Origin of the sequence: Burkholderia sp. BCC0419, from assembly GCF_902830285.1 — a bacterium.
Taxonomy (GTDB): Bacteria; Pseudomonadota; Gammaproteobacteria; order Burkholderiales; family Burkholderiaceae; genus Burkholderia.
In genome coordinates this window covers 34,453-60,274 of the sequence record NZ_CADESR010000002.1, presented here as the reverse complement: position 1 = coordinate 60,274, position 25,822 = coordinate 34,453, and the positions used below count along the sequence as shown (strand labels likewise).

The following is a 25,822-nucleotide window of genomic DNA, read 5'->3' as shown; positions in this document are numbered from 1 at the left end:
GCCGGCCTCCCCTGCACGTCGACGGCCTGTCTGTCGACCCAATTACCTGAGTAGAGAAGTCATGCATCCGGTACCCGTCCGATACATACCCGGCGAACGAGACGATGACGTCGCCATCGCGGCATTCGACCAGGCAGGCCACCGTTCGACCCGCCGCAGCCGCGAGAACGAGCTGCGACAGACGCTCGCAGAGCGCGTCGCGAGATGGACCGACGGTGTCGATCACCTCGACACGGCCATTCCCAACCTGAGCTTTCATCGAAGGGAAGCACCGACGCTGCCGATGGAATGCATGGTCGAGCCCAGCTTCGGCCTCGTCGTTCAGGGTGCGAAGCGGGTCATGCAGAGCGGGGATGCCTACATCTACGACACCGACCGCTTTCTGATCACGTCTCTCGATCTGCCCGGTTCGACGCAGATCATCGAGGCCAGCTCCGACAAACCTTTTCTCGGGCTGGGCCTCAAGCTCGATTTCCGCGTCATGGCCGAACTGATGATGCAGGTCGCGCCGGATCACGACGATGCGCCAGCAGGCCGCGGACTCGTCGTCGGCGACATGACCGAACCGCTGTACGACGCGCTGAACCGGTTGCTCGCGCTGCTGGACGACCCGAACGCCATTGCCGTTCTCGCGCCGTACATCGAGCGGGAAATCTACTATCGGCTGCTGACGAGCGACCAGGGCGCCCGGCTGCGCCAGATTGCGTCCACCGGCACTCAGTGCAACCGAGTGTCACGCGCGATCCGGTGGTTACGCGCTCACTATGACGAGTCGTTGCGCGTCGATGATCTCGCGGCGCAGGTTCAGATGAGCAGTTCGACCTTCCATCACCACTTCCGTCAACTCACCGGCATGAGTCCGTTGCAGTATCAGAAACGGATACGGCTCAACGAGGCACGTCGACTGATGCTGGCGGAGCGGCTCGATGCTGCGTCGGCGGCCTTCAGGGTCGGGTATGCGAGCCCGACCCAGTTCAACCGGGAATATAGTCGGCTATTCGGTAATTCTCCGCGAAGGGATATCGATAGCCTGCGTGGTGGCACGGACCTCGCTCTGGCGATCGTGGCAAGTTATTGATCGTGATGGGTGACGGTGGAGATGTGCCGCTTTGGCGGGATCCGCAAAGTGCGGGGGGTGGCTTCTCGCACGCGGGTCGAGTGAACGCGCTCCTCTTCCGAAGGTCACGTTGTACCGGCCGCGCTCCGGATTCTTCCGCGCCCCCTCCAACGTCAGCTTCTTCTCGCGATGCTCCGCGATTCCATGAATCGGGAGCCCGACACGCGCGTTGTCACGTGACAACTGGCGCCAAATACCGGCGCACCTTGTGCCGAATTGGCGGCTCGACGCGACTCAGTGGTGCACAGATCCTCCGGACATCGACGCTCTTCGGCGACGTCCATTGCAAAACGTATCAAAAACCACAAATAACGTATCAAAGAAAACAAATCCGGCCGCGACTGCACCAACCTTCAACGCCGGTGCGCTGAAAAAGCATACGCCCCCATTTCCGAGCATCGCAGCGCTCATTTTGCGTGAAACAGCATGAAAAATATGGCGCAAGCCATTGCCACACAAGGATTTCCAGCAAGTGTAGATTTCCAGAGAATGTTTCACGACCCGACCGTTTTGGGTTGTCACATGCCTCGGAGACATGGGTTCGGCGCCAATTGGGACCCGTATGCGCGGCAATCTCATGCATGGTGAAACCCTCCAGCGAAGGTTACTCGATACTTGCCACGAAACGAGCCCTGCCCTATTGGCCAACACGAGAGGCAACACCAAATTCCCCCTATTAAATAGGGTCATACCAATGGCCTTGCGACATCTCCCCGGAGATATACCTCAGCAATCGGTCAGCGGCGGTGCGTCTGTACTTGAGCGCACGCACGGCGATAGGGGAATCAAGCAACCCGCCAATCATGTCCGGACCTCGCTACTCCAAACGCTCCATTGCAACGTCGCCTGGGACGCTTCACTTTATATAGCTTCCTCCGCCCGAATTTCCAGACATCGACCTCTGTTGTCACGTGACAACTCACCGATTCACTGCCGAGCCGGGTGGACCAAAAGCTATCGGCGACATCTTTCTTCCCGAGCAATATGCCTCCTCCGCAGTGAGCATCGGCCAACCGCGACTATTCCTTAATGATCACAAAGTCGCTACTGGGTGCGCGTCGGGAGCCGTTTGTCACGTGACAACTCATCTCGTTGCCAGATAAGCGTACGTCGTCACGGGCCGCGTATCGGTAATCAAGTGAAGTAACTTCTCCGCAGCCAAGCCGCGATCGAATCGAAGACTTCCCCACGACGTCCGCCTAGAGGAATCGATGAGAATCGATGTCCGGCGACTTGTCACGTGACAACTGCCTGTTTCCCCACGACCGACAACATCAACGACACGGATTCGTATCGAGTTTCGAATGAGACCAACGCGCGATGAGACGTCAAGTCTCTACGCAAAGGTTTCGTGACTGATATCGCCGACGGTCGGATTTTCTCAAATTTGTTGTTCGTTTTTTGTAGTCGTAATCGATGGTTTTTATCGAGTCGCTATTCGCGAACAGCGCCCTGGCCATTCGGCCTATTTGTCACGTAACAACCACAGCGATCAATAAAACATCCAGGGTATGGAACGCTTTTCTGGACATTCTGCGGATATCTGAATATATTACGCAAAACTCCTTGGAGGAATTCAATGGCTTTCAAGATCGCCGTCAGTAATCAAAAAGGTGGGACTGGAAAGACAACCATCTCCGTCAACATCGCGGCTGCATTCGAAGCCGGCGGCAACAAGGTCGCCCTGATCGATGCCGACCCTCAAGGCACTTCCGTTCGTTGGGTCACGAGTGGCGAGAACACACTCCCGATGACGGTCCTGTCGCTGGCTCCCGCCGGCCGCGGCATCGGCGGCGAGATCAAGAAGCAGGACGCGAATTTCGACGTGATCGTCGTCGACTGTCCCGGCAACCTCGAAGATCCGCGTATCGCATCCGTCCTCGAAGTGGCGGACTTCTGCCTGGTGCCGCTTTCGCCGTCGCCGGCCGATCTGTACAGCACCGTCGCGATGATCCGCATGATCGAGTCGATGCGCGCCGTTCGAAATCCTCAACTTTCTTCCGCATTGATGCTGAATAGTGTTAATGGAAAAACTAAAATGCGTGAAGAAATTTTAAAAATTCTAAGGGCTGAAGAAATAGGGGAGCATCTGCTCGACAGCCAGATCGCGCAGCGCGAGGTCTATCGTCAGACGTTCGCGCTCGGCACCACGATCCATCACCACAATCGATACCTGAAGGGCCTGAAGGAAGCCCGCGCGGAAATCGAAAGGCTGGTCACGGAAATGGCCCAATACATCGCGTCGACGCGCGCTACCGGAGCCGCCCATGGCTAAGGACACCTCGAAAGACAAGAAGCCGACCGGCAACCTGCATCTGGCAGCCGGCCTGTTGCGCGGGCTCGCGCAGGAAAATGCGGCACTCGAAACGCGGCTGCCCGAGCCGGCGGCCGCACCGGCTGCCGTCGTCGAAGCGACGCCCGTCAATGCCCCGGCCGCAGCCGCGCCCTCCGGGATACCCGATCTTGGCGCCCCGCAGAAGGTGCTGGTCAAGGACTGCATCCCGAACCCGTTCAACCCGCGCGTGTTCTACTCGGAATCGAGCCTGCACGAGCTCGCACTGACGTTGAAACGGGAAGGGCAGATCGAGCCGATCAAGGTCACGCGGCTCCCCGAGTTCCCCGGCAAGCTCGTCGTGATCGACGGACAACGCCGGCTGCGTGCGACGAGCATCAACGGCGACGAAACGATCAATGCGACGTTCCGCACGGATCACACGCCCGAGCAGCTCTATACGATCGCGTATCGGGCGAACCACGACCACGAACGCCAGACGATCTTCGACGATGCGGTCGCGTGGAAACGTCTCCTGGACGAGAAGGTCTTTGCCGACCAGAACACGCTGGCGGAGAAAATCGGCAAGGACAAGGCATCGATCAGCAAGACGCTGTCGCTGAACGCGTTGCCGAACACGCTGCTGGAGCGGATGGCCAGTGCGAACGACGTGGTCGGCCTGCAGGCCGCGTACTTCCTGAAGCTGATCTTCGAACGCCTGGGCGAGCCGACGGCCGACCGGCTGCTGACGGCCGTGATCGACCGGAAAAAATCCGTCCGCGATCTCGAGAATTTCCTGCGTGCGCAGAGCGACGGCGCCAAGAAGGCCGGACGCACGCGCTACAGCGTCCGTCATGACTTCGCGCTCGAATCGCGCGCGATCGGCCAGTTGAAGACTTATCCGGACGGGCGTCTGGATCTGCAGCTCAAGGGCGTCGACGCATCCCACCAGGAAGCGCTTGCCGACAAGCTCAAGACCGTCATCGACGCGTACGTCGCCGATCTGGCGACGGCCACGTCAAAGTAACGCGCCACCGGCAAAAGGCCTCGCCTGCGCGCTGCGCCGCGAAGCCGGACCGCACCACGGTCCGGCGCACGGCGCGCACGGCAGCGAGGCCTCGTTCAGTTGCCCGCGAGACTGCTTTTGAGCAGGAATTCCAGCAGGTCGTCCGAAGTCGGCTCGCCCCAGGTATCGAGCGCCAGCCATCGGAAGAAGCTCGTCTGCGCGAGCTTGCTCGCCTTCTTCTTCGGCGACAGCGTCAGGTCCTTCGAACCCGCCACCGTCTCGTTGTAACGCTCGATCAGCTTGGTCTGGTCGTCGATCTCCAGCTCGCGGAAATACGCGCCGGCTTCCTCGACCTTCGCCGCCAGATACTTGTCGCGAATCTGTTCCTGCTTGCTCTGCGCGGATTCCTTCGCCGGCGCGGCCGCTTCGGTTCCCTGCCCGTCGGCCAGCGTGTAACCGTGCGTCAGCGCCTTGCGGAAGTACGCGGCGACGTTGTCGACCGGCGCCGCATTCTTCTTCGTAGTCCGATTGAGCGTATAGGCGATCGCCGCCTTGATGCGCTGCACGCCGTATTGCGTGATCAGCCGGCGCGCTTCCGAACGCGGAATGCCGAACTTCGCGACCTCCTCGACCAGCGCTTCGTTCTTGACGTCGCCGTCTTCGACCGTATCGGTGCTCTGCTTGCGCGTCACCTTGAACTGCACGGCTTCCACGCTGCGGCCGGATTTGTGTTCGATCAGCTCGAGCGTGTGGTCCGATACTTCGTTCACCTCCTGGATGCACGGCACCAGGACCTTGCTCTTGAACAGCTTGTATTCCTTGTACGACTGCGATGCCTTGTCCTGGCCGAGGATGAGGTCACGGAATTTCGGCAGCGGAATCTTCGCGGTGATGCCGATCCCTTCGTAGCGCACCGTGTTTTCCCACAGCGCGAGCGAGTGCGACCGCCGGAACTCGCGAGCGATCCGCATATCGATCAGCGCGTAGATTTCGGGATTGAGCAGTTCGCTGCGAATCTGGTCGGAGAAGCTGTACTTCAGCACCGATTGCTCGAGCTCCGCGCCGGCGAGCAGGCCCGACGCTTTCCAGACCGTCGAGCGGTCCGCGGCCAGGTAGTCCCAGTTGACGACGGTACTGATCAACGAGTTGACCGTGTCCTTCACGTACTTCGTGTTGTTGCTGTTCAACCCGCTCTCGTGCGACAGCGACGCGATCGAGATCGAGAAGCTCGTCCGGCCCGGTTCGAACGCCTCTTGCCGAAGCGCGTTCTTGATCAGCGAGCTGAACATCTTGCGCTGCTGCAGGCCGATCTTTCCCGACTTCGGCGCGATATGAATCGCCTGGACCGCCTTGCGCAGCAAGTCGGGAGGCTCGGGTGTCTGAAACAGCGAAACCTGTTTGTCTGAGCCTTTGCTTGCGGGCTTGCGCGGCATCGTGGTGTCCGGGTAAGGTTGCCTTATTGAAAGCGGACTTTATACCTTTTCGTGCCATGGAGCAACGTCCTTTCTACAGCATCACTTTCACTATCTTCGCTAACTATCCGATATTTAAGTAAAAGTTTTTGTTGAGCGATTTGTACAGAGCCCCATATCCGTCTACCTTTTGGCCAAAAACCCTCCCAAAAGCCGCTACCTTTCCGGGACGGACAGGGAAACCCGGCACAGGATTTGCCACCACGAAGGTACCCATCCATGGGGAAAATGAGCGGAATCGAGATCGCCGGGAGGACACGTGGTGCCCTGCAACACGAGCGCAGTTTTCTCCCATAACTTGCTACCTTCAGCGATTCCCATAGGTGGGTACCTGTCAGTATCGTCGAGAATCTTGCTTTCCGTCCCGACGGTAGAAATCGCTCCCATAAACGGCAACCATTCGGTTTCCCCATAAAAGGTAACCTGTCCACGGCCTTGGCCCTGTCTATGGGAAAGCTTCACAGGGCCCTCGAGCGAAGGGCAACGAATCGATAGAGACCGGCTCCCATAAATAGGTACCTTCGAGATTCCCCATAACTGGTTACCCAAGAAAAATCGCTGTGCACACACCCGACTACCGACCGAGAAAAGCGCCCCATAAAAGGCTACCTTCATGTGTTCCCATAGACGGCTACCCAACACGATTCACGGTCGATTTCCCATAACCGGATACGTTCGCCCCATATCCACAACCCTGATTCCCCACAACCCGGTACCCCAAACCCCAAATCCACAGACCTGAAACCCCAAACCCTTCCACCTGTGCTCCCATAAATGGGTACCGAACACCGCTCAAACCCTTGCCAGACAAGGCTGTGAGCCGTCTAAAAGTAGTTAAAGAAGTAAACGTGGTTTACCAAAGATGTAAACACACGTGTGCTTGCACAGAAAGACGAACCCCATAAACCGCTACCAATGGGAGCCGTCTGTGGGATGCCACATGCGCAGATCGCTCGATTCAGGCTGACTTGGCCCCTGTCTGAAGCCTTGTTCCTGGACCACTTCAGGCCTGACAAGGCATTCCGAAGAGGTGAGTGCCCACTCACAAACACCGAAACGTAGAAACTTATGGGAGGAAATCCCCGGATTCGGCGTAGAGGTTCCCGTTTATGGGACCCAAAAACCTGCCCAGTGGCCCCCTCGGCACCTGTGATTGACCAGCGGAACGGATCCCGTCGCTTTCCCCCACAGCAGTTCGAAATCATCCCGGACTGCCTGCGAATGGTTTTTTGTACTCGCGCTGCCTCGTCCTTGGACAAGTTTTTGTCGATCGCCTGTGACGCCGCTCGACAAATTTAGCCTGTGGACTGTGCGGGGTGGAATCCGCAGCGGGCTGTTTTTCATCCCCGCGTCCCATCCGTTTTTCTACCTTTGGCGCCCCCGTCTGTGAAGTCATGCTGTGCCCGTCACAGGCAACGAGAGACTCAGACCATGGCGGAAAACCGACCGGGTGCCACAATGCCGCCGCACAGAGTCCCGGGCCTCCAGGACAGGTCTTGACGGGATTCATCGAGATCGTTGCGAGCCAACGTGAAGATGCCGCCAGTGCCGAAGCTCACCGCAACCGAATTCCACGATGCTCCCGAACATGCTCACCTTCCAAAAAACCGGAATCCCGTAAAAGCTCACCGATCAGGCGGAGCACAGGTATAAGCAAGCTGTGCAGATCGCAGCGCCGTCCACATAAGGAACCATCGATGGGAGCAAACAAGAAACGATCGGCATCCCTGTGGGACGCCTGACGCGTCGGCAAGCACGGTCGCATGGACGGACAGGCCTTCGCAGCCATGCGCACCTCCACCCGACGAGCGCTGCTCGTTCATGACAGGTTGCAGCGCATTCGTGCAATCAAACAGGCTGACGTCCTCACCGCTCGCGCAGCCTCCGCCTTTTTCGTCAGACCTGCCAGCCGACAACGAGCCTTGCGTCCACAGGTAGCCTTCTGCATCACAAGGCGGTAACGGTTGCCGGACGAATCACCGCACGCCGCAACGACGCAACGTAATCGTCTTGATCGCCGACGAAGCGAATCGTGGTCGTTTATGGGAGGAACCGTCGCTCGCGCCGCGTCGAACGATGACGTGACGCACGGATCGACTGCTGCTGCGGTGATCGTGCAAGCACGACGATACTCACGTCGCGCACGAGCGTATCGATATCACCACCCGTGAAACAGCCGTCGGCGTCGCGCGTCGTGTCGCGTCCAACGATTCCCGTCATCGAGCGCACCAACCACGTTGTCTCCCATACGTGTATCCCCAATCCGTCGTCACGTTGACGCCACAATTTTTGCGACACGGTTATGATGCTCAAGTCCTGACCGCGACATGACGACTGGTCAGGGCAGGGGCGGTATCTCGATGGTTTTTCAAACCGTGATGGTCATCAAAAAAGAGAGTTCAGCGATGCGAATCCAGATCAGAAAACTCACGCTGGCTGCTACTGCAGCCGCTTTCCTGTTCGGCTCGGCCGTTCCGGCCTTTGCGCAGACCGACGCCGCCAGCGCGCCGGCTGCACAGGACGCCAAGGCCGCGAAGAGCGAAGCGCGCAAGGCGGCCAGGGCCAAACACAAGGCCGAGCGCAAGGCTGCGCGTGCGAAGAACACCGCCGAGCTGAAGAAACTCGAAGACGCCGGTTACAAGCCGGCGGCCAATGATCCGAACTATCCGCAGAATCTGCAGAACGCAGAGAAGAAGGCCGGCGCCGCAGCAAGCCAGTAAGTCGGTCAGCGTCGTCCGGCGGCAAGCCACGGTTCGATCCGCGGCTTGCCGCATGCGTCGCGATCGCGCGATGCACGAAGGCAAGCACGTTCCGCACGCTTATCCAATTTGATTCGGAATCCTGTGTATCGTGAAGATGTACGACACGCATGCAGGGGCGGTCAGCGTCGCTCGCCCGACGCAGTCGCGCTTCCCGTTGCCTTCAGCCAGTCCTTGAACGCGCGGACGGCGTCGTCATCCGCCCGCGCCGACGCCACATACGTGAAGTAGCGCCACGGCGGCAGCGCCGGTTCGCTGAACGGCTGCACGAGGCGGCCTTCGGCGATGTCGTCGGCGACGAGCGCGATCGGCCCCATCGCGACGCCGAGCCCGTCGAGCGCGCCTTGCAGCGTCAGGTAGAAATGCTCGAGCGTGAGCGAGTGCCGCGGGACGAGATTCGGGTGCCCGGCCGCGGCGAGCCACTCCGGCCACATGCCCGGATAGGTTGCCGCATGCAGCAGCGTGAAGCTGGCGAGATCGGCAGGCGTATCCAGCGACCGGCCCTCCAGCAACTTCGGCGCACACACCGGCAGCCGGACTTCGGACAGGAATTCCTCCGCGACGTATCCATCGATGGCCTGCGGGCCGCCGCGAACGATCAGGTCGACCTTGTCGCGCAGCTTTTCGATCGGCTCGTTCGACGTCGACAGCCGCACCTCGATGGCCGGATGCGCAACCTGGAACGATGACAGCTTCGGGACGAGCCAGCGCAGCGAGAACGTCGCCGGTGCGCTGACGCGCAGCACGCGCTGCTGCGCGTGACCGAAGTGCTGCGCGGTGGCGAGTGCGATCCGGTCGAACGAAGCGCCGACCTCGGCGAGGTACGCGCGCCCGGCCGCAGTCAGTTCGACGCGCCGGTTATGGCGTTCGAACAGCGGCCGCCCGAGCCACGCTTCCAGTTGCTGCACGTGCCGGCTGATCGCGCCATGCGTCACGCACAGCTCGTCGGCAGCCAGCGTGAAGCTGCCGAGCCGCGCGGCGGCTTCGAATGCGCGCAGCGAATTCAACGGAGGGAGTCGTCGGGCCATTGCATCGTTTCGCGTGAAATTTACTCACACGATGGTTCAGGTTTAATCGTTTGATCGGGTGATCCGGCTCCCCCAATATGGCACACAAACGGCCGATCGGGCCGAACGAGTGTCTGAATTTCTCACATGGAGTACGGAGCATGCCGAACGTGGTGGTAGTGGGCGCCCAATGGGGTGACGAAGGCAAGGGGCGCGTCGTGGACTGGCTGGCGGCACAGGCCGATCTCGTCGCACGCTACAACGGCGGCCACAACGCGGGCCACACGCTGGTCGTCGGCGGCCACACGTACAAGCTCGCGCTGCTGCCGAGCGGGATCGTGCGCGGCAAGCGCGGCGTGATCGGCAACGGCGTGGCGCTCGACCCGGAAGCGCTGCTCGCGGAAATCGGGCGGATGGCCGAGCTCGGGCTGTCGGTGACGCCGGACAACCTGTCGATCGCGGAGAACGCGACGCTGGTGCTGCCGATTCACCGTGCGATCGACCAGGCGCAGGAGCGTTTGCGCCGCGAACCCATCGGCACCACGCTGCGCGGGATCGGGCCGGCCTACGAGGACAAGGTCGGGCGTCGCGGGCTGCGCGTCGGCGATCTCGCGGAACCGGGCGGGCTCGCGGCCAAACTCGACGTGCTCGTCGACCATCACAACGCGTGGTTCCGCGGCCTGGGGCTCGACGAGTACGATCGCGACGCGATGCTGGCGACGCTGGTTGCGCTTGCACCGAAGATCCTGCCGTTCGTGCGCCCCGTCTGGGCCGACCTCAACGACGCGACCGATCGCGGCGAGCGGATTCTGTTCGAGGGTTCGCAGGCCGTGATGCTGGACATCGACTGGGGCACGTACCCGTTCGTGACGTCGTCGGGCACCGTGGCATCGGCCGCGGCGGCCGGCACCGGGCTGGGTGCCGCGAAGCTCGGCCACGTGCTGGGTGTCACGAAGGCGTATGCGACGCGGGTCGGCGGCGGCCCGTTCCTCACCGAGCTGACCGACGCCACCGGCGAAACGCTGCGTGCGCGCGGACAGGAGTTCGGCGTCAACACCGGCCGGCCGCGACGCTGCGGATGGCTCGATGCCGCGCAATTGCGCCAGGCCGTCAGGATCTCGGGCATCGATTCGCTGGCGCTCACCAAGCTCGACGTGCTCGACGGCTTCGAGTCGATCGCGCTGTGCGTCGGTTATGAATTCGACGGCGCGCGCGTCGACCATCTGCCCGCGAGCCTCGATGCGCAGTCGCGCGCGAAGCCGCTCTACGAACGGTTCGAAGGCTGGCAAGGCTCCGTGAAGGGCGTGCGCGAGCGTGCGGCGCTGCCGCGGGCCGCGCAGGATTTCATCGCGCGCATCGAAGCCGTGGCGGGCGCGCCGGTTTCGATGATCACGACAGGCGCGGAGCGCAACGACACGATCGTGTTGCGCAATCCGTTCGAGGCGGCGGGCGCCGCGTAACGCGCGAGACGCGAAGAGCGTCAATCGAGAGCGGGATCATGGTCGGCGGGTAGTTTTTGCCGACCGCTGCGGTTGGCCTGTCGGCACCTTCGATACGCATGGATGCCCGGCCCGGATGCCGCGCGGCGAGCGGCTCGTCAGCACGATTCGGCATCCGGATCGTGCCGCATACGGCGAACTGGACACGCCTGCAACGCTGCTGTACTGTTCCGCACAATTCGCGCCAGACCGGCGTGTGCCGGCGCCGCCGGCACCCTGGCGGCACGGCGGCGCGACGTGACACTCCCGGGGACAGGTCGATGGACACGTTACAGATGATGCGCATTTTCGTCCGGGTCGCGGAGGAGGGCAGCTTCACGAGCGCGGCTCAGCGCCTGGACATCACGACGGCCTACGCGTCGCGCTCGGTCGCGCAACTCGAAACGCATCTGCGCACGCGCCTGCTCAACCGCAGCACGCGCCGCATCGCGCTGACCGACGCCGGGCAGCGCTATCTCGACCGCTGCCAGCGCATTCTCGGCTTTATCGACGAAGCGGAAGCCGAGGCGGCCGATGCACAGGCGAAGCCGTCCGGACGGCTGCACGTTCACGCGACGACGAGCTTCGGCCAGTCCTACGTGGTGCCCGCGGTCGTACGCTACCGCGAACGCTATCCGTCGGTCGCGGTCGAGCTGACGCTGTCGCAGCACGTGCCCGACATCATCGACGAAGGCTACGACGTGTCGCTGCAGTTGAGCACGACGGAGCTGCCCGATTCCGGGCTGGTGTCGCAGCGGCTCGGCGACGTGGGCAGCGTGCTGTGCGCGTCGCCTGCCTACTTGAAGGCGCGCGGCACGCCGCGCACGGTGAGCGATCTTGAAGGGCATGCTTGCCTGCAACTCGTCACGTCGCTCTTTCCGCGCGACCGCTGGCATCTCGACGGCCCGAACGGCCGCGAAACGTTCGAACTGACGGTGCCGGATTTCCAGGTGAATATCGCCGATGCGCTCGGCGCCGCGCTGCGCGCGGGGCTCGGGATCGGCTCACTGCCGATATCGGCTGCGCTGCCCGCGCTCGCGAGCGGCGCGCTGGTGCGCGTGCTGCCCGATTACCGGCTGCAGAAGCTGACGGTCTATACGTTGTATGCGTCGCGTCAGTATCTCGATGCGAAGATCCGCACGTTCGTCGATTTCCTGCGGGAATGCGTGCCCGAGCTGCTGGCCGCCGACGAGGCTGCGTTGAACGCTTGCTGCGCGTCCCGTCATTCCTGATTCACGCAAGGTCGGTACGTGAGTGCCGCACACTGTCTTCCGGCTCAACATAAATAATTTGCAGTCCTGCGTTAAAGGCCGGCGACGAATGCATGTGCATGGACCGGTCCGGACAACGATGCCGGTGCCACCGGCATGTCCTTATGCAAACGCTTGCTTTCGATATCGAACATCGTTGGTTCGGCGGGCGGCGGCCGCCTTTTAGAATCGGTGCGACCTGCTTCATCGCATGCGCGCGCTCCGTTCGCGCTCCCTTCATCGAACCCGAAACGACATGGCAGATCGATACTCCAGAACCCGCCGCCGGCTGCTTCATGCCGGCCTGGCGATTGCGGCAGGCGCCGCCGCCCACCCGGGCCTTGTGCTGGCCGGCGCGGCCGGCACGCGTACGTTGCGCATCGGTTATCAGAAAGGACCGCTCAGCCTGCTGAAGGCACGCGGCACGTTGCAGGGCAAGCTCGCGACACTCGGCGTGAACGTCACATGGACCGAATTCCCGTCGGGCCCGCCGCAACTCGAGGCGCTGAACGCGGGATCGATCGATTTCGGCGATGTCGGCGAAGCGCCGCCGATCTTCGCGCTCGCGGCCGGCGCGCCGCTCGTCTACTACGCGCAGACGCCGGCCGGCCCGGCAGCCGAAGCCGTGATCGTCGCGAAGGATTCGCCGGTCAAGACCTTTGCCGACCTGCGCGGCAAGCGCATCGCGCTGGTGAAGGGATCGAATACGCACTTCCTGCTGGTCCGGCTGCTGCAGGCCGCGAAGCTCGGCTATACCGACGTCACGCCGGTCTGGCTGTCGCCGTCCGATGCGCGGGCCGCATTCGAGAACCGCTCGGTCGACGCGTGGATCATCTGGGATCCGTTTCTCGCGGTGGTCCAGCAGGCATTCGGCGCGCGCATCGTCGCGGACGGCACGGGGCTCGTCGAGAACCGCAGCTACTACTTTGCATCGCGCACGTATGCGCAGCGCAATGCCGACGTGCTCGACGCGGTCGTGTCGGAACTGGCGACGGTCCAGCGCTGGCTCGATGCGAACCGCGCGCAGGGCGCGGCCGAATTCTCGAAGCTGTGGGGGATTCCGGAGCCGGCCGTGGCGCTCGCGTTTCGCCGTGCACGCTTCGGCGTCGAGCCCGTCACCCGCGACACGCTCGCGTACCAGCAGCGCATCGCGGACGTGTTCTATCAGGCGGGCATCCTGCCGAAACGCGTCGACGTCAGCCTGGCTGCACCGCCCTCGCTCGCGTGAGGGTATAGCCGGCCCGACGATGGGGTTCGCGGTGAGCAGCGAACCCGCCGCGATATCCGTTCATGGTGCGACGCGCGACAGCGGCACCGCTTCGCCGCGCAGTTTCGCGACGTCGCGGCCCGGCGCGTCGCCGAACAGCCGTGCGTATTCGCGGCTGAACTGCGACGCGCTCACATAGCCGACGCTTCGGCACGCCTGTCGCGCGTCCATCGCCGCGAGGCACATCAGGCGGCGCGCCTCCTGCAGCCGCAGCACCTTCTGGCATTGCAACGGACTCATCGACGTGACCGCACGGAAGTGATGGTGGAAGGTCGACGGGCTCATCTCCACGTGTCGGGCGAGCGCGTCGACCGCCATCGGATCGAGGTAGTGGTCGCGAATCCATGCGACGGCGCGCGAGATGCGCTGGGTCGTCGAACCGGCGTCGCCGATCTGCGCGACGCGCGCGCCCGACGGGCCGCGCAGCAGCCGGATGAGGATTTCGTCGACGATCAGCGGTGCGAGCAGGTCGAGGTCGTCGGGTTGTGCGATCAGTTGCATCAGCCGCGCGACGGCGTCGATGATTTCGGGCGTCGCGTCGAGCGTGTCGAGCGCGCCGTAGTCGACGGCTTTCGGCAATCCGCGTGGAAAGACGACCGGCGTGAGCGCCGCGATGCGGCGTGGATCGAGTTCGAGTTGCGCGTAAAGGAACGGCTCGGCCGGGTTCGCGCGCGTCACGCGGCCGGTCACGGGCAGGTCGGCGGTGGCGACCAGCATCCGCGATTCGTCGATCGGGTAGGTATCGCCGCCGACCCGCATCGACTTCGCGCCTTGCCCGACGATGCTCAGGCACGCGTGGTGCACGCCGTGGTTCCACTGCGGCGACGGCGCGCAAGCGCGCGCGACGCGCATGCCGCGCAGCGGCAGGTCGAACATGCCGTCGTGCGGCGCGTACGCGGCGATCAGCGCCGCGAGCCGGGCCGCGGGCGACCGGGCGCGCGACCGAGCATCGTGATCCGGCGGGTTGCGCGGTTGCGGCGGCGTTCGAGCGTCGATTTCCATGTTGCGTGAGCGGTTGGCAGAGTGGGCGATGCCATGCGCGCGGCTGCGATTCGGTGTCGAGGTGCAGGCACGGCGGTCACATCGTACGGCCAGTTGCGTGCGCGGGATTGCCTAAATCTGTCCGAAATTAGCCCGATCATCCGGACCTGCAGGGTTGGCGGCCGCGTCGCCCGTCGTTGCACGGTGTGCAGCGCACAAATTCGGAAATTAAGGCAAAACAATCGCAGGATCGGGCAAGCCATTTTCCGGCGGTTTCCCTACCATTGCACCTGCTGAAGGAAATGCGATTCAGCGCGCCCGGATGATGCGGGCGACACCGTCCGCGTGATGCGCGGCCGCCGCCGGCCATGCCGCGTGTGTCGCCGCCGCGAATCGCCGGAAAAGACTCAGGACTGCTATTGAACGATCGTGCATCGGGCTTGCCGAGGCCGGTTTGCGTCCGTTGCAAGCCGGCGCGTGCGTGTCGCGAGCGTGCCGACCGACCCGGCTGAGCCGGTGTCGGTGCCGCCGCATTGGCCGGGCCTATGCGGGCCGGCTGCGGCGCAGTGTCGGGTGCAGGCATACGGGCAGTCGTCCGCGCAGGGAAATCCGGACAAATGGACCAACTTCAATCGATTCGGGCATTCGTGACGGTGGCAAGGGAAGGCGGGTTTCGCCGGGCGGCGACGCGGTTGCGCGTGTCGACGGCGATGGCGAGCCGGCTGGTCGATGCGCTCGAGACGCGCCTCGGTGCGCGCCTGCTTCAACGCAGCACGAGCCACCAGTCGCTGACGGAAATCGGCGAGCTGTATCTCGCGCGCGTCGAGCGGATTCTCGGTGCGATCGACGAGATCGACGGTCGTTTCGTCGCGATGGGCAGCAAGCCGGAAGGCGTATTGCGCGTGGCCGCGCCGGTCGCGTTCGGGCTCAGCCAGTTGAGCGCGCTGCTCGATCGTTTCGTGCACCGGTTTCCGGACGTGCGGCCGACTGTGACGCTGACCGATGGCCACGTCGACCTGACCGCCGAGGACATCGACGTCGCGTTCCTGACGGATGGCATGCCGGTGTCCGGCGCCCACGCGCTGCATACGCTGGCCGCGTACGAATCCGTCCGCGTCGCGGCGCCGGGTTACGTCGCCGCGCACGGCGGCGCGGCTGCGTCGGCCGACTGGCCGGACATCGCGGCCGTGCGGCTGGAGCTGCCGGCGGCCGACGACGACCACGCGGCCGGGATTCGATCCGGCGCGACGCCCGGCAATACGGGCGTCGGCCATCTCGAGATGGCGCGGCGGCTGGCCGTGGCCGGCATGGGCGCGGCGGTGCTGCCCGCGTATCTCGTCGACGCCGATCTGGCGGCCGGCACGCTGGTGCGCGTGGCACCGGTCCACCCGCTCGCGCCCGTCACGCTGAAGCTCGCGCATGCGCGTGCCGCGCGTCTGCCGGCCGCCGCGCGCGCGTTCATCGAATTCGCCGGCGCCGCGTTTCGTCCCGCGCGCTAGCGGTCTGGCTGACCCCACGGCAACGCGAGCCCGCCGGGGCCGCGGGCTCGCCGTTCTTTTTCGGAAGCAGTTCGGCACACGAACGCTTCGCAGGGTGCAACGCACACCCGCAATACGCGTCCGCATCCGCGGTGGACAGGAAGCTGCAGGTCCGCCGCGCGTCAGGGCCATGAGGAGATCTGGTGATTCCCATTGAAGGTCGTCTAATTGTGAGAGGTCGCTCCATGCGCGTCGAACGGGTTCCATACCGCTTAATCACTGCCGCAACGGCTGCCGTTTTCCTGGCCGCGTGCGGGAAAAAAGAATCGGCGCCGCCGCCGCAAACGCCGGAAGTCGGCGTCGTCACCGTGCAGCCGCAAGCCGTGCCGGCGGTGACCGAGCTGCCGGGCCGCACCAGCGCGTTCCTCGTTGCGCAAGTGCGTGCGCGGGTCGACGGCATCGTGTTGCGCCGTGAATTCACCGAAGGCACCGACGTCAAGGCCGGCCAGCGCCTCTACAAGATCGATCCGGCGCCGTACGTTGCTGCCCTGAACAGCGCGAAGGCGACGCTCGCGCGGGCGCAGGCGAATCTCGTCACGCAGAACGCGCTGGTCGCACGCTACAAGGTGCTGGTCGCCGCGAATGCGGTCAGCAAGCAGGACTACGACAACGCGGTCGCCACGCAAGGCCAGGCCGCGGCCGACGTCGCGGCCGGCAAGGCGGCGGTCGACACAGCGCAGATCAACCTCGGCTATACGGATGTCGTGTCGCCGGTTTCGGGTCGCGTCGGCATCTCGCAGGTGACGCCGGGCGCGTACGTGCAGGCGAGCCAGGCGACGCTGATGTCGACGGTGCAGCAGCTCGATCCGGTGTACGTCGACCTCACGCAGTCGAGCCTCGAAGGGTTGAAGCTGCGTCAGGACGTGCAGAGCGGCCGCCTGAAAACGAGCGGCCCGGGTGCGGCGAAGGTGTCGCTGGTCCTCGAAGACGGCAAGACCTACTCGGAGGCGGGCAAGCTGCAGTTCTCGGACGTGACGGTCGACCAGACCACCGGCTCGGTGACGATCCGCGCGATCTTCCCGAACCCGGGCCGCGTGCTGCTGCCGGGCATGTTCGTGCGCGCACGGATCGAGGAAGGCGTGAACGAGAACGCGTTCCTGGTGCCGCAGATCGGTGTCACGCACGACCAGAAGGGGCAGGCGATCGCACTGGTCGTGACCGCGGCCAACAAGGTCGAGATGCGTCCGCTGACGACGACCGGCACGTACGGCCAGAACTGGATCGTCGAAGGCGGTCTGCAAGCGGGCGATCACGTGATCGTGCAGGGCGTCGACAAGGTGCGCCCGGGCGCGACCGTGAAGACCGTCGCCGCGCAGCTCGCTCCGGCGCCGGACGCCGCATCCGCCACAACGGCAGGCGCCGCGCCGGCAAGCGCCGCGCCGGCGACTACCGCGGCCAGTGCCGCAGCGAGTTCGGCCGCCGCGTCGAGCGCGCAATAACAGGGAGTCCGTTTCATGGCCAAGTTCTTTATCGATCGCCCGATCTTCGCGTGGGTGATCGCGATCGTGCTGATGCTGGCCGGCGTCGCATCGATCTTCAAGATGCCGATCGCGCAGTATCCGACGATCGCACCGCCGACGATCCAGATCCAGGCGAACTATCCGGGCGCTTCCGCGAAGACGGTGGAAGATACGGTCACGCAGGTGATCGAGCAGCAGATGAGCGGGCTCGACAACTTCCTGTACATGGCGTCGACGAGCGACGATTCGGGCAATGCGACGATCACGCTGACCTTCTCGCCGGGCACGAATCCGGACGTCGCGCAGGTGCAGGTGCAGAACAAGCTGTCGCTTGCGACGCCGAACCTGCCGCAGGTCGTGCAGCAGCTCGGCATGCAGGTCACGAAGTCGAGCAGCAACTGGCTGATGTGGTTCGCGTTCAACTCCGAGGACGGCCGGATGACGAAGGAGGACCTGACGAACTACGTGGCCTCGCACGTGCTCGATCCGCTGAGCCGCGTCAACGGCGTCGGCCAGACGCTGCTGCTCGGTTCGCAGTTCTCGATGCGGATCTGGCTCGACCCCGTCAAGCTGACCAACTACAGCCTCACGCCGACCGACGTGACGGCCGCGATTACGCAGCAGAACGTGCAGATCGCGGGCGGCCAGATCGGTGGTACGCCGGCGAAGCCGGGCACCGTGCTGCAGGCGACGATCACCGAATCGACGCTGCTGCGCACGCCCGAGCAATTCGGCAACATCCTGCTGAAGGTCAACCAGGACGGCTCGCAAGTTCGCCTGAAGGACGTCGGCCGTGCGGCGCTGGGTTCGGAGAACTACACGTTCGATACGAAGTACATGGGGCAGCCGACGGCCGGCCTCGGCATCCAGCTCGCGACCGGTGCGAACGCGCTGGCGACCGCGAACGCGCTGCGGGCCAAGATCGACGAGCTGTCGAAGTACTTCCCGCATGGTCTCGTCGTGCACTACCCGTACGACACGACGCCGTTCGTGCGCCTGTCGATCGAGGAAGTGGTCAAGACGCTGATCGAAGGCATCGTGCTCGTGTTCCTCGTGATGTACCTGTTCCTGCAGAACCTGCGGGCGACGATCATCCCGACGATCGCGGTGCCGGTCGTGCTGCTCGGCACGTTCGCGATCATGGGCCTTGCCGGTTTCTCGATCAACACGCTGTCGATGTTCGGCCTCGTGCTCGCGATCGGCCTGCTGGTCGACGATGCAATCGTGGTGGTCGAGAACGTCGAGCGCGTGATGGCGGAGGAGGGGTTGTCGCCGAAGGAGGCGACCCGCAAGGCGATGAGCCAGATCACCGGCGCACTCGTCGGCGTGGCGCTCGTGCTGTCGGCGGTGTTCGTGCCGGTGGCATTCTCCGGCGGCTCGGTCGGCGCGATCTATCGTCAGTTCTCGCTGACGATCGTGTCGGCGATGGTGCTGTCGGTGCTGGTCGCGTTGATTCTGACGCCGGCACTGTGCGCGACGATCCTGAAGCCGATCGAGAAGGGGCATCACGAAGAGAAGAAGGGTTTCTTCGGCTGGTTCAACCGGACCTTCGATCGTAGCCGCGATCGCTACACGAGCGGCGTGAACCACGTGATCCGGCGCTCGGGTCGCTGGCTCGTGATCTACCTCGCCGTGTTCCTCGCGGTCGGCGTGATGTTCGCGCGCCTGCCGAAGTCGTTCCTGCCCGACGAGGATCAGGGCTACATGTTCATGATCGTGCAGACGCCGTCCGGCTCCACGCAGGAAACGACCGGCAAGACGCTCGACAACATCAACACGTACCTGACTACCGCCGAGAAGGATGTGGTCGACTCGGTGTTCACGGTCAACGGCTTCAGCTTCGCGGGCCGCGGCCAGAACGCGGGCCTCGTGTTCGTGAAGCTGAAACCGTACGAGCAGCGCCAGCGTTCGAACCAGAAGGTGCAGGCGCTGATCGGCCGGACCTTCGCGCACTATTCGACGTACAAGGACGGGATGGTGATTCCGTTCAACCCGCCGTCGATTCCCGAACTCGGCACGGCCGCCGGCTTCGACTTCGAGCTGACGGACAACGCCGGCCTCGGTCACGAAGCGCTGATGGCTGCCCGCGGCCAGTTGCTCGGGATGGCCGCGAAGGATCCGGCGCTCGCGCTGGTGCGCCCGAACGGCCTGAACGATACGCCGCAGTACAAGGTCGACATCGATCGCGAGAAGGCGAACGCGCTCGGCGTGACGGCCGCGGCGATCGACCAGACGTTCTCGATCGCGTGGGCGTCGCAGTACGTGAACAACTTCCTCGATACCGACGGCCGGATCAAGAAGGTGTACGTACAGTCGGACGCGCCGTTCCGGATGACGCCGGAAGACATGAACATTTGGTACGTGCGCAACAGCGCGGGCGGGATGGTGCCGTTCAGTGCGTTCTCGACCGGCCACTGGATCTACGGGTCGCCGAAGCTCGAGCGTTACAACGGCGTGTCGTCGATCGAGATCCAGGGGCAGGCTGCGGAAGGCAAGTCGACCGGCCAGGCGATGGCCGCGATCGAAGCGCTCGCGAGCAAGCTGCCGGAAGGCATCGGCTATTCGTGGACGGGCCTGTCGTTCCAGGAAATCCAGTCCGGTTCGCAGGCGCCGATCCTGTATGCGATCTCGATCCTGGTCGTGTTCCTGTGTCTCGCGGCGCTCTATGAAAGCTGGTCGATCCCGTTCTCGGTGATCATGGTCGTGCCGCTCGGCGTGGTCGGCGCGCTGCTCGCGACGATGCTGCGCGGCCTCGAGAACGACGTGTTCTTCCAGGTCGGCCTGCTGACCACCGTGGGGCTGTCCGCGAAGAACGCGATCCTGATCGTCGAGTTCGCGCGCGATCTTCAGGCGGCCGGGAACATGGGGCCGGTGCGTGCGGCGATCGAGGCGGCGCGCCTGCGGCTGCGCCCGATCCTGATGACGTCGCTCGCGTTCATGCTGGGCGTGCTGCCGCTCGCGATCAGCAACGGCGCGGGCTCGGCGAGCCAGCACGCGATCGGCACCGGCGTGATCGGCGGGATGATCACGGCGACGTTCCTCGCGATCTTCATGATCCCGATGTTCTTCGTGCGGGTTCGCGCGATCTTCAGCGGCGAGACGGAAAACGTCGACGACGCATGGCGTCTCGTGCAGGGCGACCTGCAGCGCGGTCACGACGACGCACACGATTCGAAGGGGCAGTAACGATGCAAAAACATGCTTTGACTGCAACCGCGGTCGCACTGGCTGCCGCGCTGTTTGCCGCGGGCTGCACGATGGCGCCGCATTACAAGCGGCCCGACGCACCCGTCGCGCAGGCGTACCCGGCCGGCGGCGTCTACGCGACGCAGCCGGATGCGGCCGGCGCGCGCAGCGCGAACGGCCAGGCGGCGACCGCCATCGGCTGGCGCGAGTTCTTCGTCGATCCGCGCCTGCAGCGGCTGATCGAGATCGCGCTGAAAAACAACCGCGATCTGCGCGTGTCGGTGCTGAACATCGAGGCGGCGCGTGCGCAGTACCAGATCACGCGTGCGGGGCTGTTCCCGACGCTCGACGGTACGGGTACGGGCAACATTCAGCGCTATCCGCAAGGTGTTTCGCCGACCAACCAGGCCTACATTTCGCGCGCTTATAACGTCGGGCTGTCCGCGTCGTGGGAGCTCGACCTGTTCGGTCGCGTGCAGAGCCTGAAGGATCAGGCGCTCGCGCAGTACCTGTCGACGTCGTACGCGCGGCAGGCATCGGAGATCTCGCTGGTGTCACAGGTGGCTGACCAGTACCTGACGCTGCTGTCGACCGATGACCTGCTGAAGGTCACGGAGGACACGCTGAAATCCGCGCAGGCGTCGTACGACCTGACCAAGCTGCAGTTCGACAACGGCACGGGCTCCGAGCTCGAGCTGCGTCAGGCGCAGACGGTGGTCGAGACGGCGCTCGCGAACCAGCAGGCGCAGGCACGTGCCCGCGCGCAGGCGCTGAACGCGCTGGTGCTGCTGGTCGGCGAGCCGCTGCCGGACGATCTGCCGGCGGGCATGTCGCTCGACGCGCAGAACCTGTTGACGGACGTGCCGGCCGGGTTGCCGTCGGACTTGCTGACGCGTCGTCCTGACGTGATGCAGGCCGAGCAGACGCTGCTGGCCGCGAACGCGAACATCGGCGCGGCCCGCGCGGCGTTCTTCCCTAGAATCTCGCTGACGGCCGCGTTCGGCACCGCGAGCCCGACGCTGGGCGGCCTGTTCAAGGCCGGCACGGCGGCATGGTCGTTCGCACCGAACATCGCGCTGCCGATCTTCGAGGGCGGGCAGAACATCGCGAACCTCGATCTCGCGAACATGCAGAAGCGCATCGAGATCGCGAACTACGAGAAGGCGATCCAGTCGGCGTTCCGCGAAGTGTCGGACGGCCTCGCCGCACGCGGCACGTACGACCAGCAGATCTCGGCGCTCGAGCGCAACGAGCACGCGCAGCAGCGTCGCTTCGACCTGTCGGACCTGCGTTACAAGAACGGTGTCGACAGCTATCTATCGGTGCTGACCGCGCAGACGGATCTGTACTCGGCGCAGCAGTCGCTGATCAGCGCGCGTCTGGCACGCTGGACGAACCTGGTCGACCTGTACCGCGCGCTCGGCGGCGGCTGGATCCAGCGTGCAGGCGAAGCGCCGCGCGCGCCGGATGCACCGGTCGACGACGACAAGGCGGCCGCTCCGGCGCCTGCGTCGGCAACGGCGACGAACGGGTAAGCACAAAGAAGGGCAGGCGCGGTTTACCGCGCTTGCCCGTCGAACCGGCTGTATGCGAAAACGAGAACGCCACGGACGCAAATCCGTGGCGTTTTCTTTTGTACCGTCGCCGCGCGGGCAGCGGCGTTACGTTATGCCTGGTTCGTCCAAAGCGTCCGGCCGAAGAACGTGAGCGTGCGGTCCCACGCCATTTGCGACCACACCGGATCGAACTGCGTGCCGGCGATGCGGCCAGGGCCGACGGCCGTTTCGTTCGCGAACGCATGGTGCGCGAGATAGCGATGGAATTCGAAGCCGACCTTCGCATCCGTCAGCTTCTTTTCCAGTGCGTCGACCTGGTCGATCGTGAAGAACGCATCCTGCGTGCCCCAGTGGCCCATCAGCGGCACCTTGAGCTTGGCCGGATCGAGGTAGTCGAGCGGCGGAAGGCCGTACCACGTGACGCCGGCGTCCGCCTCGGCGTATTGCAGCGACAGCAGCGTGAGGGCGCCGCCCATGCAGTAGCCCGTCACCGCGACACGCGGCGCCAGCGTCTTCAGGTACGTGACCGCACCGGGAATGTCCTGCGACGCGGCGTCGCCGAAATCGAGGCCGGTCATCAGGTGGTGCGCTTCTTCCTCCTCGACCGTCGACTTGCCGCGATACAGGTCGGGCACGAGCGCGAAGTAGCCGCAGCGCGCGAGGCGATCCGCGACGCCGCGGATCTGGTCGTTCAGCCCCCACCATTCCTGGATGACGACGACCGCGGGCGCGCCTTCGGTCTGTGCCGGCGTGGCCAGATAGCCCTGCAGTTCCTGGCCGTCCGGGCGGCGAAACGTGATCATGGAACCGGATGTTTGAGACATGAAACCGCTCCTTTTCGAAAAATGCGCCGAGTGCGACATCGGGCCGGCCAGCGGGCGTCGTGACACCGCTTGTTCTGGCCGACGCCGACCACGCGGCCATTCTATGCGCAAACACCGGACGCTTGCGTGAACGTCGCCGCGCGGCACGCGCCGGCAAAGGGAGCGGACGACCGGAAAACAAACACCCCGCCCCGATGAACGGGAGCGGGGTGTCGCGTGTACGACGTGCGTATCGGAATACGCCGGAAATACGCCGGCGCGTATCCGGCTTACTGGCCGAAATAGATCGAGTCGCGGCCTGTCTGCTTGACTGCGATCGCGCGGCCGGCACGCGCGCCCGCGGCTGCTTGCGCGCCGTAGCCGGCTTCATCGGCGTTCGTCACGCGGGCCTGCGCCGTCTGCAATGCACGCGGGTAATACTGATCGGAGACTTCGGGCTTGTAGCCGGCCTGTTCGAGCTGGACGAGTTCCGCACGCACCTGGGCGCGCGTCAACTGGCCCGACGGGTTCGATTGGGCGAATGCGCCGTACGATGCGGACAAGGCGGTGGCGGCGACGACAGCGGTGATGAACGACTTCATGGTGACCTCCGGTTCTGTTGATTTCGCGCTTCGCTCGTGGCGTTCAGCGGTTGATTGCATCGTAACGATCGCGTTACCGGTCGGAAATACGCGTTGCAGCGAATCATTATTGCAACTGGGTAAACGATTCGCGCGGCACGCCATTTCATCTGAAGATTGCGGGCGTGTCGGAGCAGTGGCCTGGCCTGTGGGAGGCGATAGGGTCGATCGGTGCAGCAGCGGGGTGACCGGTTGAATCGTATTTCGAAGTATTTTTTGCGAGGTCGCCAGCGTCGCTCGTTCCGCATCACGCAGCCAGGGTCGCCTGCCGTTTCCGGTATTCGGCCGGCGTGATGCCGACATGCCGGGTGAACGCTCGCCTGAGCGTATCGACGTTCGCGAAGCCGCATTTCGCGGCGACCTGTTTCGGCGTGTCGTGGCCGTTCTCGAGCAACTGGCGGGCGGCCGAGACGCGGGTCGCCTCGACCCATGCGGCCGGCGTCATGCCGACTTCCGCGCGGAACAGCCGCGCGAAATGGCGCGGGCTCATGCCCGCATGCTTCGCCATCCCGGCCACCGAATGCTCGAGCTCCGGATGCGCCGCGATCCAGCGCTGGACTTCCTGCAGCACCGATCGCCCGGCGGGACGCGCCTCGCCCTTGCGGCTGAACTGGAGCTGTCCGCCCGGGCGCTTGAAGAACATCACCAGTTGCGCGGCGACGCGCCGCGCGATCTCGCGGCCGAGATCCTCCTCGACCAGTGCGAGCGCGAGATCGAGCCCGGCCGTGACGCCGGCGCCGGTGCGCAGCTTGCCGTCGCGTACGTACAGCGCGTCGGCGTCGACGGCGATGGACGGATACGCTTCGGCGAATGCATCGGCGGCGGCCCAGTGCGTGGTCAGGTGACGCCCTTTCAGCAGGCCGGTGGCCGCGAGGATGAACGCGCCGGTGCAGATCGAGCCGTAGCGCCTGCTTTGCACGGCCGCCGAGCGCAGCCATGCGAGCACGTCGGTGCGCAGCAAGATCTGGCCGGCGTTCGGCGCGCCGGCGACCAGCAGTGTGTCGATGCGCTCGGAGATGTCGGGCGCGATCCAGTCGGGCAGCAACCGTGCGCCGGACGAACTGCGGATCGGACCGGGCCTGCTCGCGATGATCCGCACCGCATAGAACGGCTTCCCGCACTCGGCGTTCGCTTGCGCGAACACGTCGAGCGGCGCGGAGACATCGAGCAGTTGAACGCCCGGAACGGCGAAAATACCCACGACCTTCGGCATGATCGATTGCGTGTCGTATCGAACGTGATGCGCAGCAGTATAGGGGCGCTTTCTTCACCGTGCCGGCACCATGTCTGTTCGTCGCACGAAATGGCAGGATTTGTCGTAATGCGTCCATTGGAGACACCTGTCGGACTCCGGAGAATCGAGGGTGTCTTCCATGGAGGTCGATCATGAATGTGAACGTTGCCGGCATCACCCTTCCCGATACTCAACTGACGCGCGAGATCACCGAGCTCGTGCGCGATACCGAGTCCGAACTGCTGTTCCATCACTCGAGCCGCGTGTTCTATTTCGCGGCGCTGGCGGGCCGGCGCCGCGGGCTCGAGTACGATCCCGAGTTGCTCTATTGCGGCTGCATGTTCCATGACATGGGACTCACGCACCGGCACAGCAGCGCATGCGAGCGCTTCGAAGTGGACGGCGCGAACGCCGCGCGCGATTTTCTGAAGGGCAGGGGGATTTCGCAGCAGGACATCGATGTCGTATGGACCTCGATCGCACTGCATACCACGCCCGGCATCCCGCAACACATGCATCCGGTCGTCGCGCTGGTCACCGCGGGCGTCGAGATGGACGTACTGGGTCTCGCTTACCCGGAATACAGCGACATCGAGCGGGAAGCGGTCGTGCATGCGCATCCGCGCGCGCCGCATTTCAAGGAGGACATCATTCAGGCGTTCTACGACGGCATCAAGCACAAGCCCGGCACGACGTTCGGCAACGTGAAGGCCGACGTGCTCGCGGACAAGGATCCGCATTTCCATGCGGGCAACTTCTGCAGCGTGATCCGGTCGTCCGCGTGGGCCGGCTGAA

Annotated in this window: 18 protein-coding genes; 12 read left to right on the top strand and 6 right to left on the bottom strand. The window is 64.2% G+C overall.

The window, feature by feature from the left end; genetic code table 11:
- Window positions 1-61: 61 nt before the first annotated feature.
- From HWW87_RS13895 to HWW87_RS13885, 3 genes are all read left to right on the top strand, one after another.
- A complete protein-coding gene (locus tag HWW87_RS13895; RefSeq protein ID WP_175820756.1) occupies window positions 62-1,078 on the top strand; it encodes an AraC family transcriptional regulator in 1,017 nt (338 codons plus the stop codon).
- Window positions 1,079-2,696: 1,618 nt separating this feature from the next.
- Window positions 2,697-3,392 (top strand): ParA family protein, encoded by a 696-nt coding sequence (locus HWW87_RS13890; protein WP_006489070.1) that lies wholly within the window; start codon window positions 2,697-2,699, stop codon window positions 3,390-3,392.
- Complete coding sequence (locus HWW87_RS13885; protein WP_175820755.1) at window positions 3,385-4,416, top strand: ParB/RepB/Spo0J family partition protein; 1,032 nt, start codon at window positions 3,385-3,387, stop codon at window positions 4,414-4,416. Before HWW87_RS13890 ends, HWW87_RS13885 begins: the two co-directional genes overlap by 8 nt.
- Before the next feature lie 95 nt (window positions 4,417-4,511).
- On the opposite strand, the gene HWW87_RS13880 is transcribed toward HWW87_RS13885, so the two are convergent.
- On the bottom strand, window positions 4,512-5,828 hold the full coding sequence (locus tag HWW87_RS13880; protein ID WP_069619691.1) for a replication initiation protein: 1,317 nt from the start codon (window positions 5,826-5,828) through the stop codon (window positions 4,512-4,514).
- A gap of 2,444 nt (window positions 5,829-8,272) precedes the next feature.
- Between HWW87_RS13880 and HWW87_RS13875 the strand changes: the two genes are divergently transcribed.
- Complete coding sequence (locus HWW87_RS13875) at window positions 8,273-8,587, top strand: DUF4148 domain-containing protein (RefSeq protein WP_174431204.1); 315 nt, start codon at window positions 8,273-8,275, stop codon at window positions 8,585-8,587.
- Window positions 8,588-8,748: 161 nt separating this feature from the next.
- On the opposite strand, the gene gcvA is transcribed toward HWW87_RS13875, so the two are convergent.
- A complete protein-coding gene (gene gcvA, locus HWW87_RS13870; RefSeq protein ID WP_175820754.1) occupies window positions 8,749-9,654 on the bottom strand; it encodes a transcriptional regulator GcvA in 906 nt (301 codons plus the stop codon).
- 140 nt (window positions 9,655-9,794) lie between these two features.
- On the opposite strand from gcvA, the gene HWW87_RS13865 reads away from it, so the two are divergent.
- The 3 genes from HWW87_RS13865 (at window position 9,795) to HWW87_RS13855 (ending at window position 13,589) form a co-directional block, all read left to right on the top strand.
- Window positions 9,795-11,093, top strand: a complete 1,299-nt coding sequence (locus tag HWW87_RS13865) for an adenylosuccinate synthase (RefSeq protein ID WP_175820753.1) — start codon at window positions 9,795-9,797, stop codon at window positions 11,091-11,093.
- 299 nt (window positions 11,094-11,392) lie between these two features.
- Window positions 11,393-12,343 carry a LysR family transcriptional regulator gene (locus HWW87_RS13860; protein WP_174431163.1) on the top strand — a complete coding sequence of 317 codons (951 nt, stop codon included), beginning with the start codon at window positions 11,393-11,395 and terminating at the stop codon, window positions 12,341-12,343.
- A 274-nt stretch (window positions 12,344-12,617) separates the two neighbouring features.
- Window positions 12,618-13,589, top strand: coding sequence for a sulfonate ABC transporter substrate-binding protein (locus HWW87_RS13855; protein WP_175820752.1), 972 nt, complete (start codon window positions 12,618-12,620; stop codon window positions 13,587-13,589).
- Window positions 13,590-13,649: 60 nt separating this feature from the next.
- Here the strand turns inward: HWW87_RS13855 and HWW87_RS13850 are convergent, their stop codons facing one another.
- Window positions 13,650-14,630: an AraC family transcriptional regulator gene (locus tag HWW87_RS13850; RefSeq protein WP_175820751.1), complete on the bottom strand. Its 981-nt coding sequence runs from the start codon at window positions 14,628-14,630 to the stop codon at window positions 13,650-13,652.
- Between the two features lie 596 nt (window positions 14,631-15,226).
- On the opposite strand from HWW87_RS13850, the gene HWW87_RS13845 reads away from it, so the two are divergent.
- The 4 genes from HWW87_RS13845 (at window position 15,227) to HWW87_RS13830 (ending at window position 22,328) form a co-directional block, all read left to right on the top strand.
- Window positions 15,227-16,108, top strand: coding sequence for a LysR family transcriptional regulator (locus HWW87_RS13845; protein WP_175820750.1), 882 nt, complete (start codon window positions 15,227-15,229; stop codon window positions 16,106-16,108).
- 224 nt (window positions 16,109-16,332) lie between these two features.
- Entirely contained in the window at window positions 16,333-17,586 is a 1,254-nt protein-coding gene (locus HWW87_RS13840; RefSeq protein ID WP_175820749.1) for an efflux RND transporter periplasmic adaptor subunit, read from the top strand.
- Between the two features lie 15 nt (window positions 17,587-17,601).
- Entirely contained in the window at window positions 17,602-20,793 is a 3,192-nt protein-coding gene (locus HWW87_RS13835) for an efflux RND transporter permease subunit (protein ID WP_175820748.1), read from the top strand.
- A 2-nt stretch (window positions 20,794-20,795) separates the two neighbouring features.
- Window positions 20,796-22,328 carry an efflux transporter outer membrane subunit gene (locus HWW87_RS13830; RefSeq protein ID WP_175820747.1) on the top strand — a complete coding sequence of 511 codons (1,533 nt, stop codon included), beginning with the start codon at window positions 20,796-20,798 and terminating at the stop codon, window positions 22,326-22,328.
- 131 nt (window positions 22,329-22,459) lie between these two features.
- Here the strand turns inward: HWW87_RS13830 and HWW87_RS13825 are convergent, their stop codons facing one another.
- The 3 genes from HWW87_RS13825 to HWW87_RS13815 form a co-directional block, all read right to left on the bottom strand.
- Window positions 22,460-23,173, bottom strand: coding sequence for a dienelactone hydrolase family protein (locus HWW87_RS13825; protein WP_175820746.1), 714 nt, complete (start codon window positions 23,171-23,173; stop codon window positions 22,460-22,462).
- A 269-nt stretch (window positions 23,174-23,442) separates the two neighbouring features.
- Window positions 23,443-23,754, bottom strand: a complete 312-nt coding sequence (locus HWW87_RS13820) for a DUF4148 domain-containing protein (protein WP_174433907.1) — start codon at window positions 23,752-23,754, stop codon at window positions 23,443-23,445.
- A 286-nt stretch (window positions 23,755-24,040) separates the two neighbouring features.
- Complete coding sequence (locus HWW87_RS13815) at window positions 24,041-25,006, bottom strand: GlxA family transcriptional regulator (protein WP_175820745.1); 966 nt, start codon at window positions 25,004-25,006, stop codon at window positions 24,041-24,043.
- 173 nt (window positions 25,007-25,179) lie between these two features.
- Between HWW87_RS13815 and HWW87_RS13810 the strand changes: the two genes are divergently transcribed.
- Entirely contained in the window at window positions 25,180-25,821 is a 642-nt protein-coding gene (locus HWW87_RS13810) for an HD domain-containing protein (protein WP_175820744.1), read from the top strand.
- Window position 25,822: the final 1 nt, after the last annotated feature.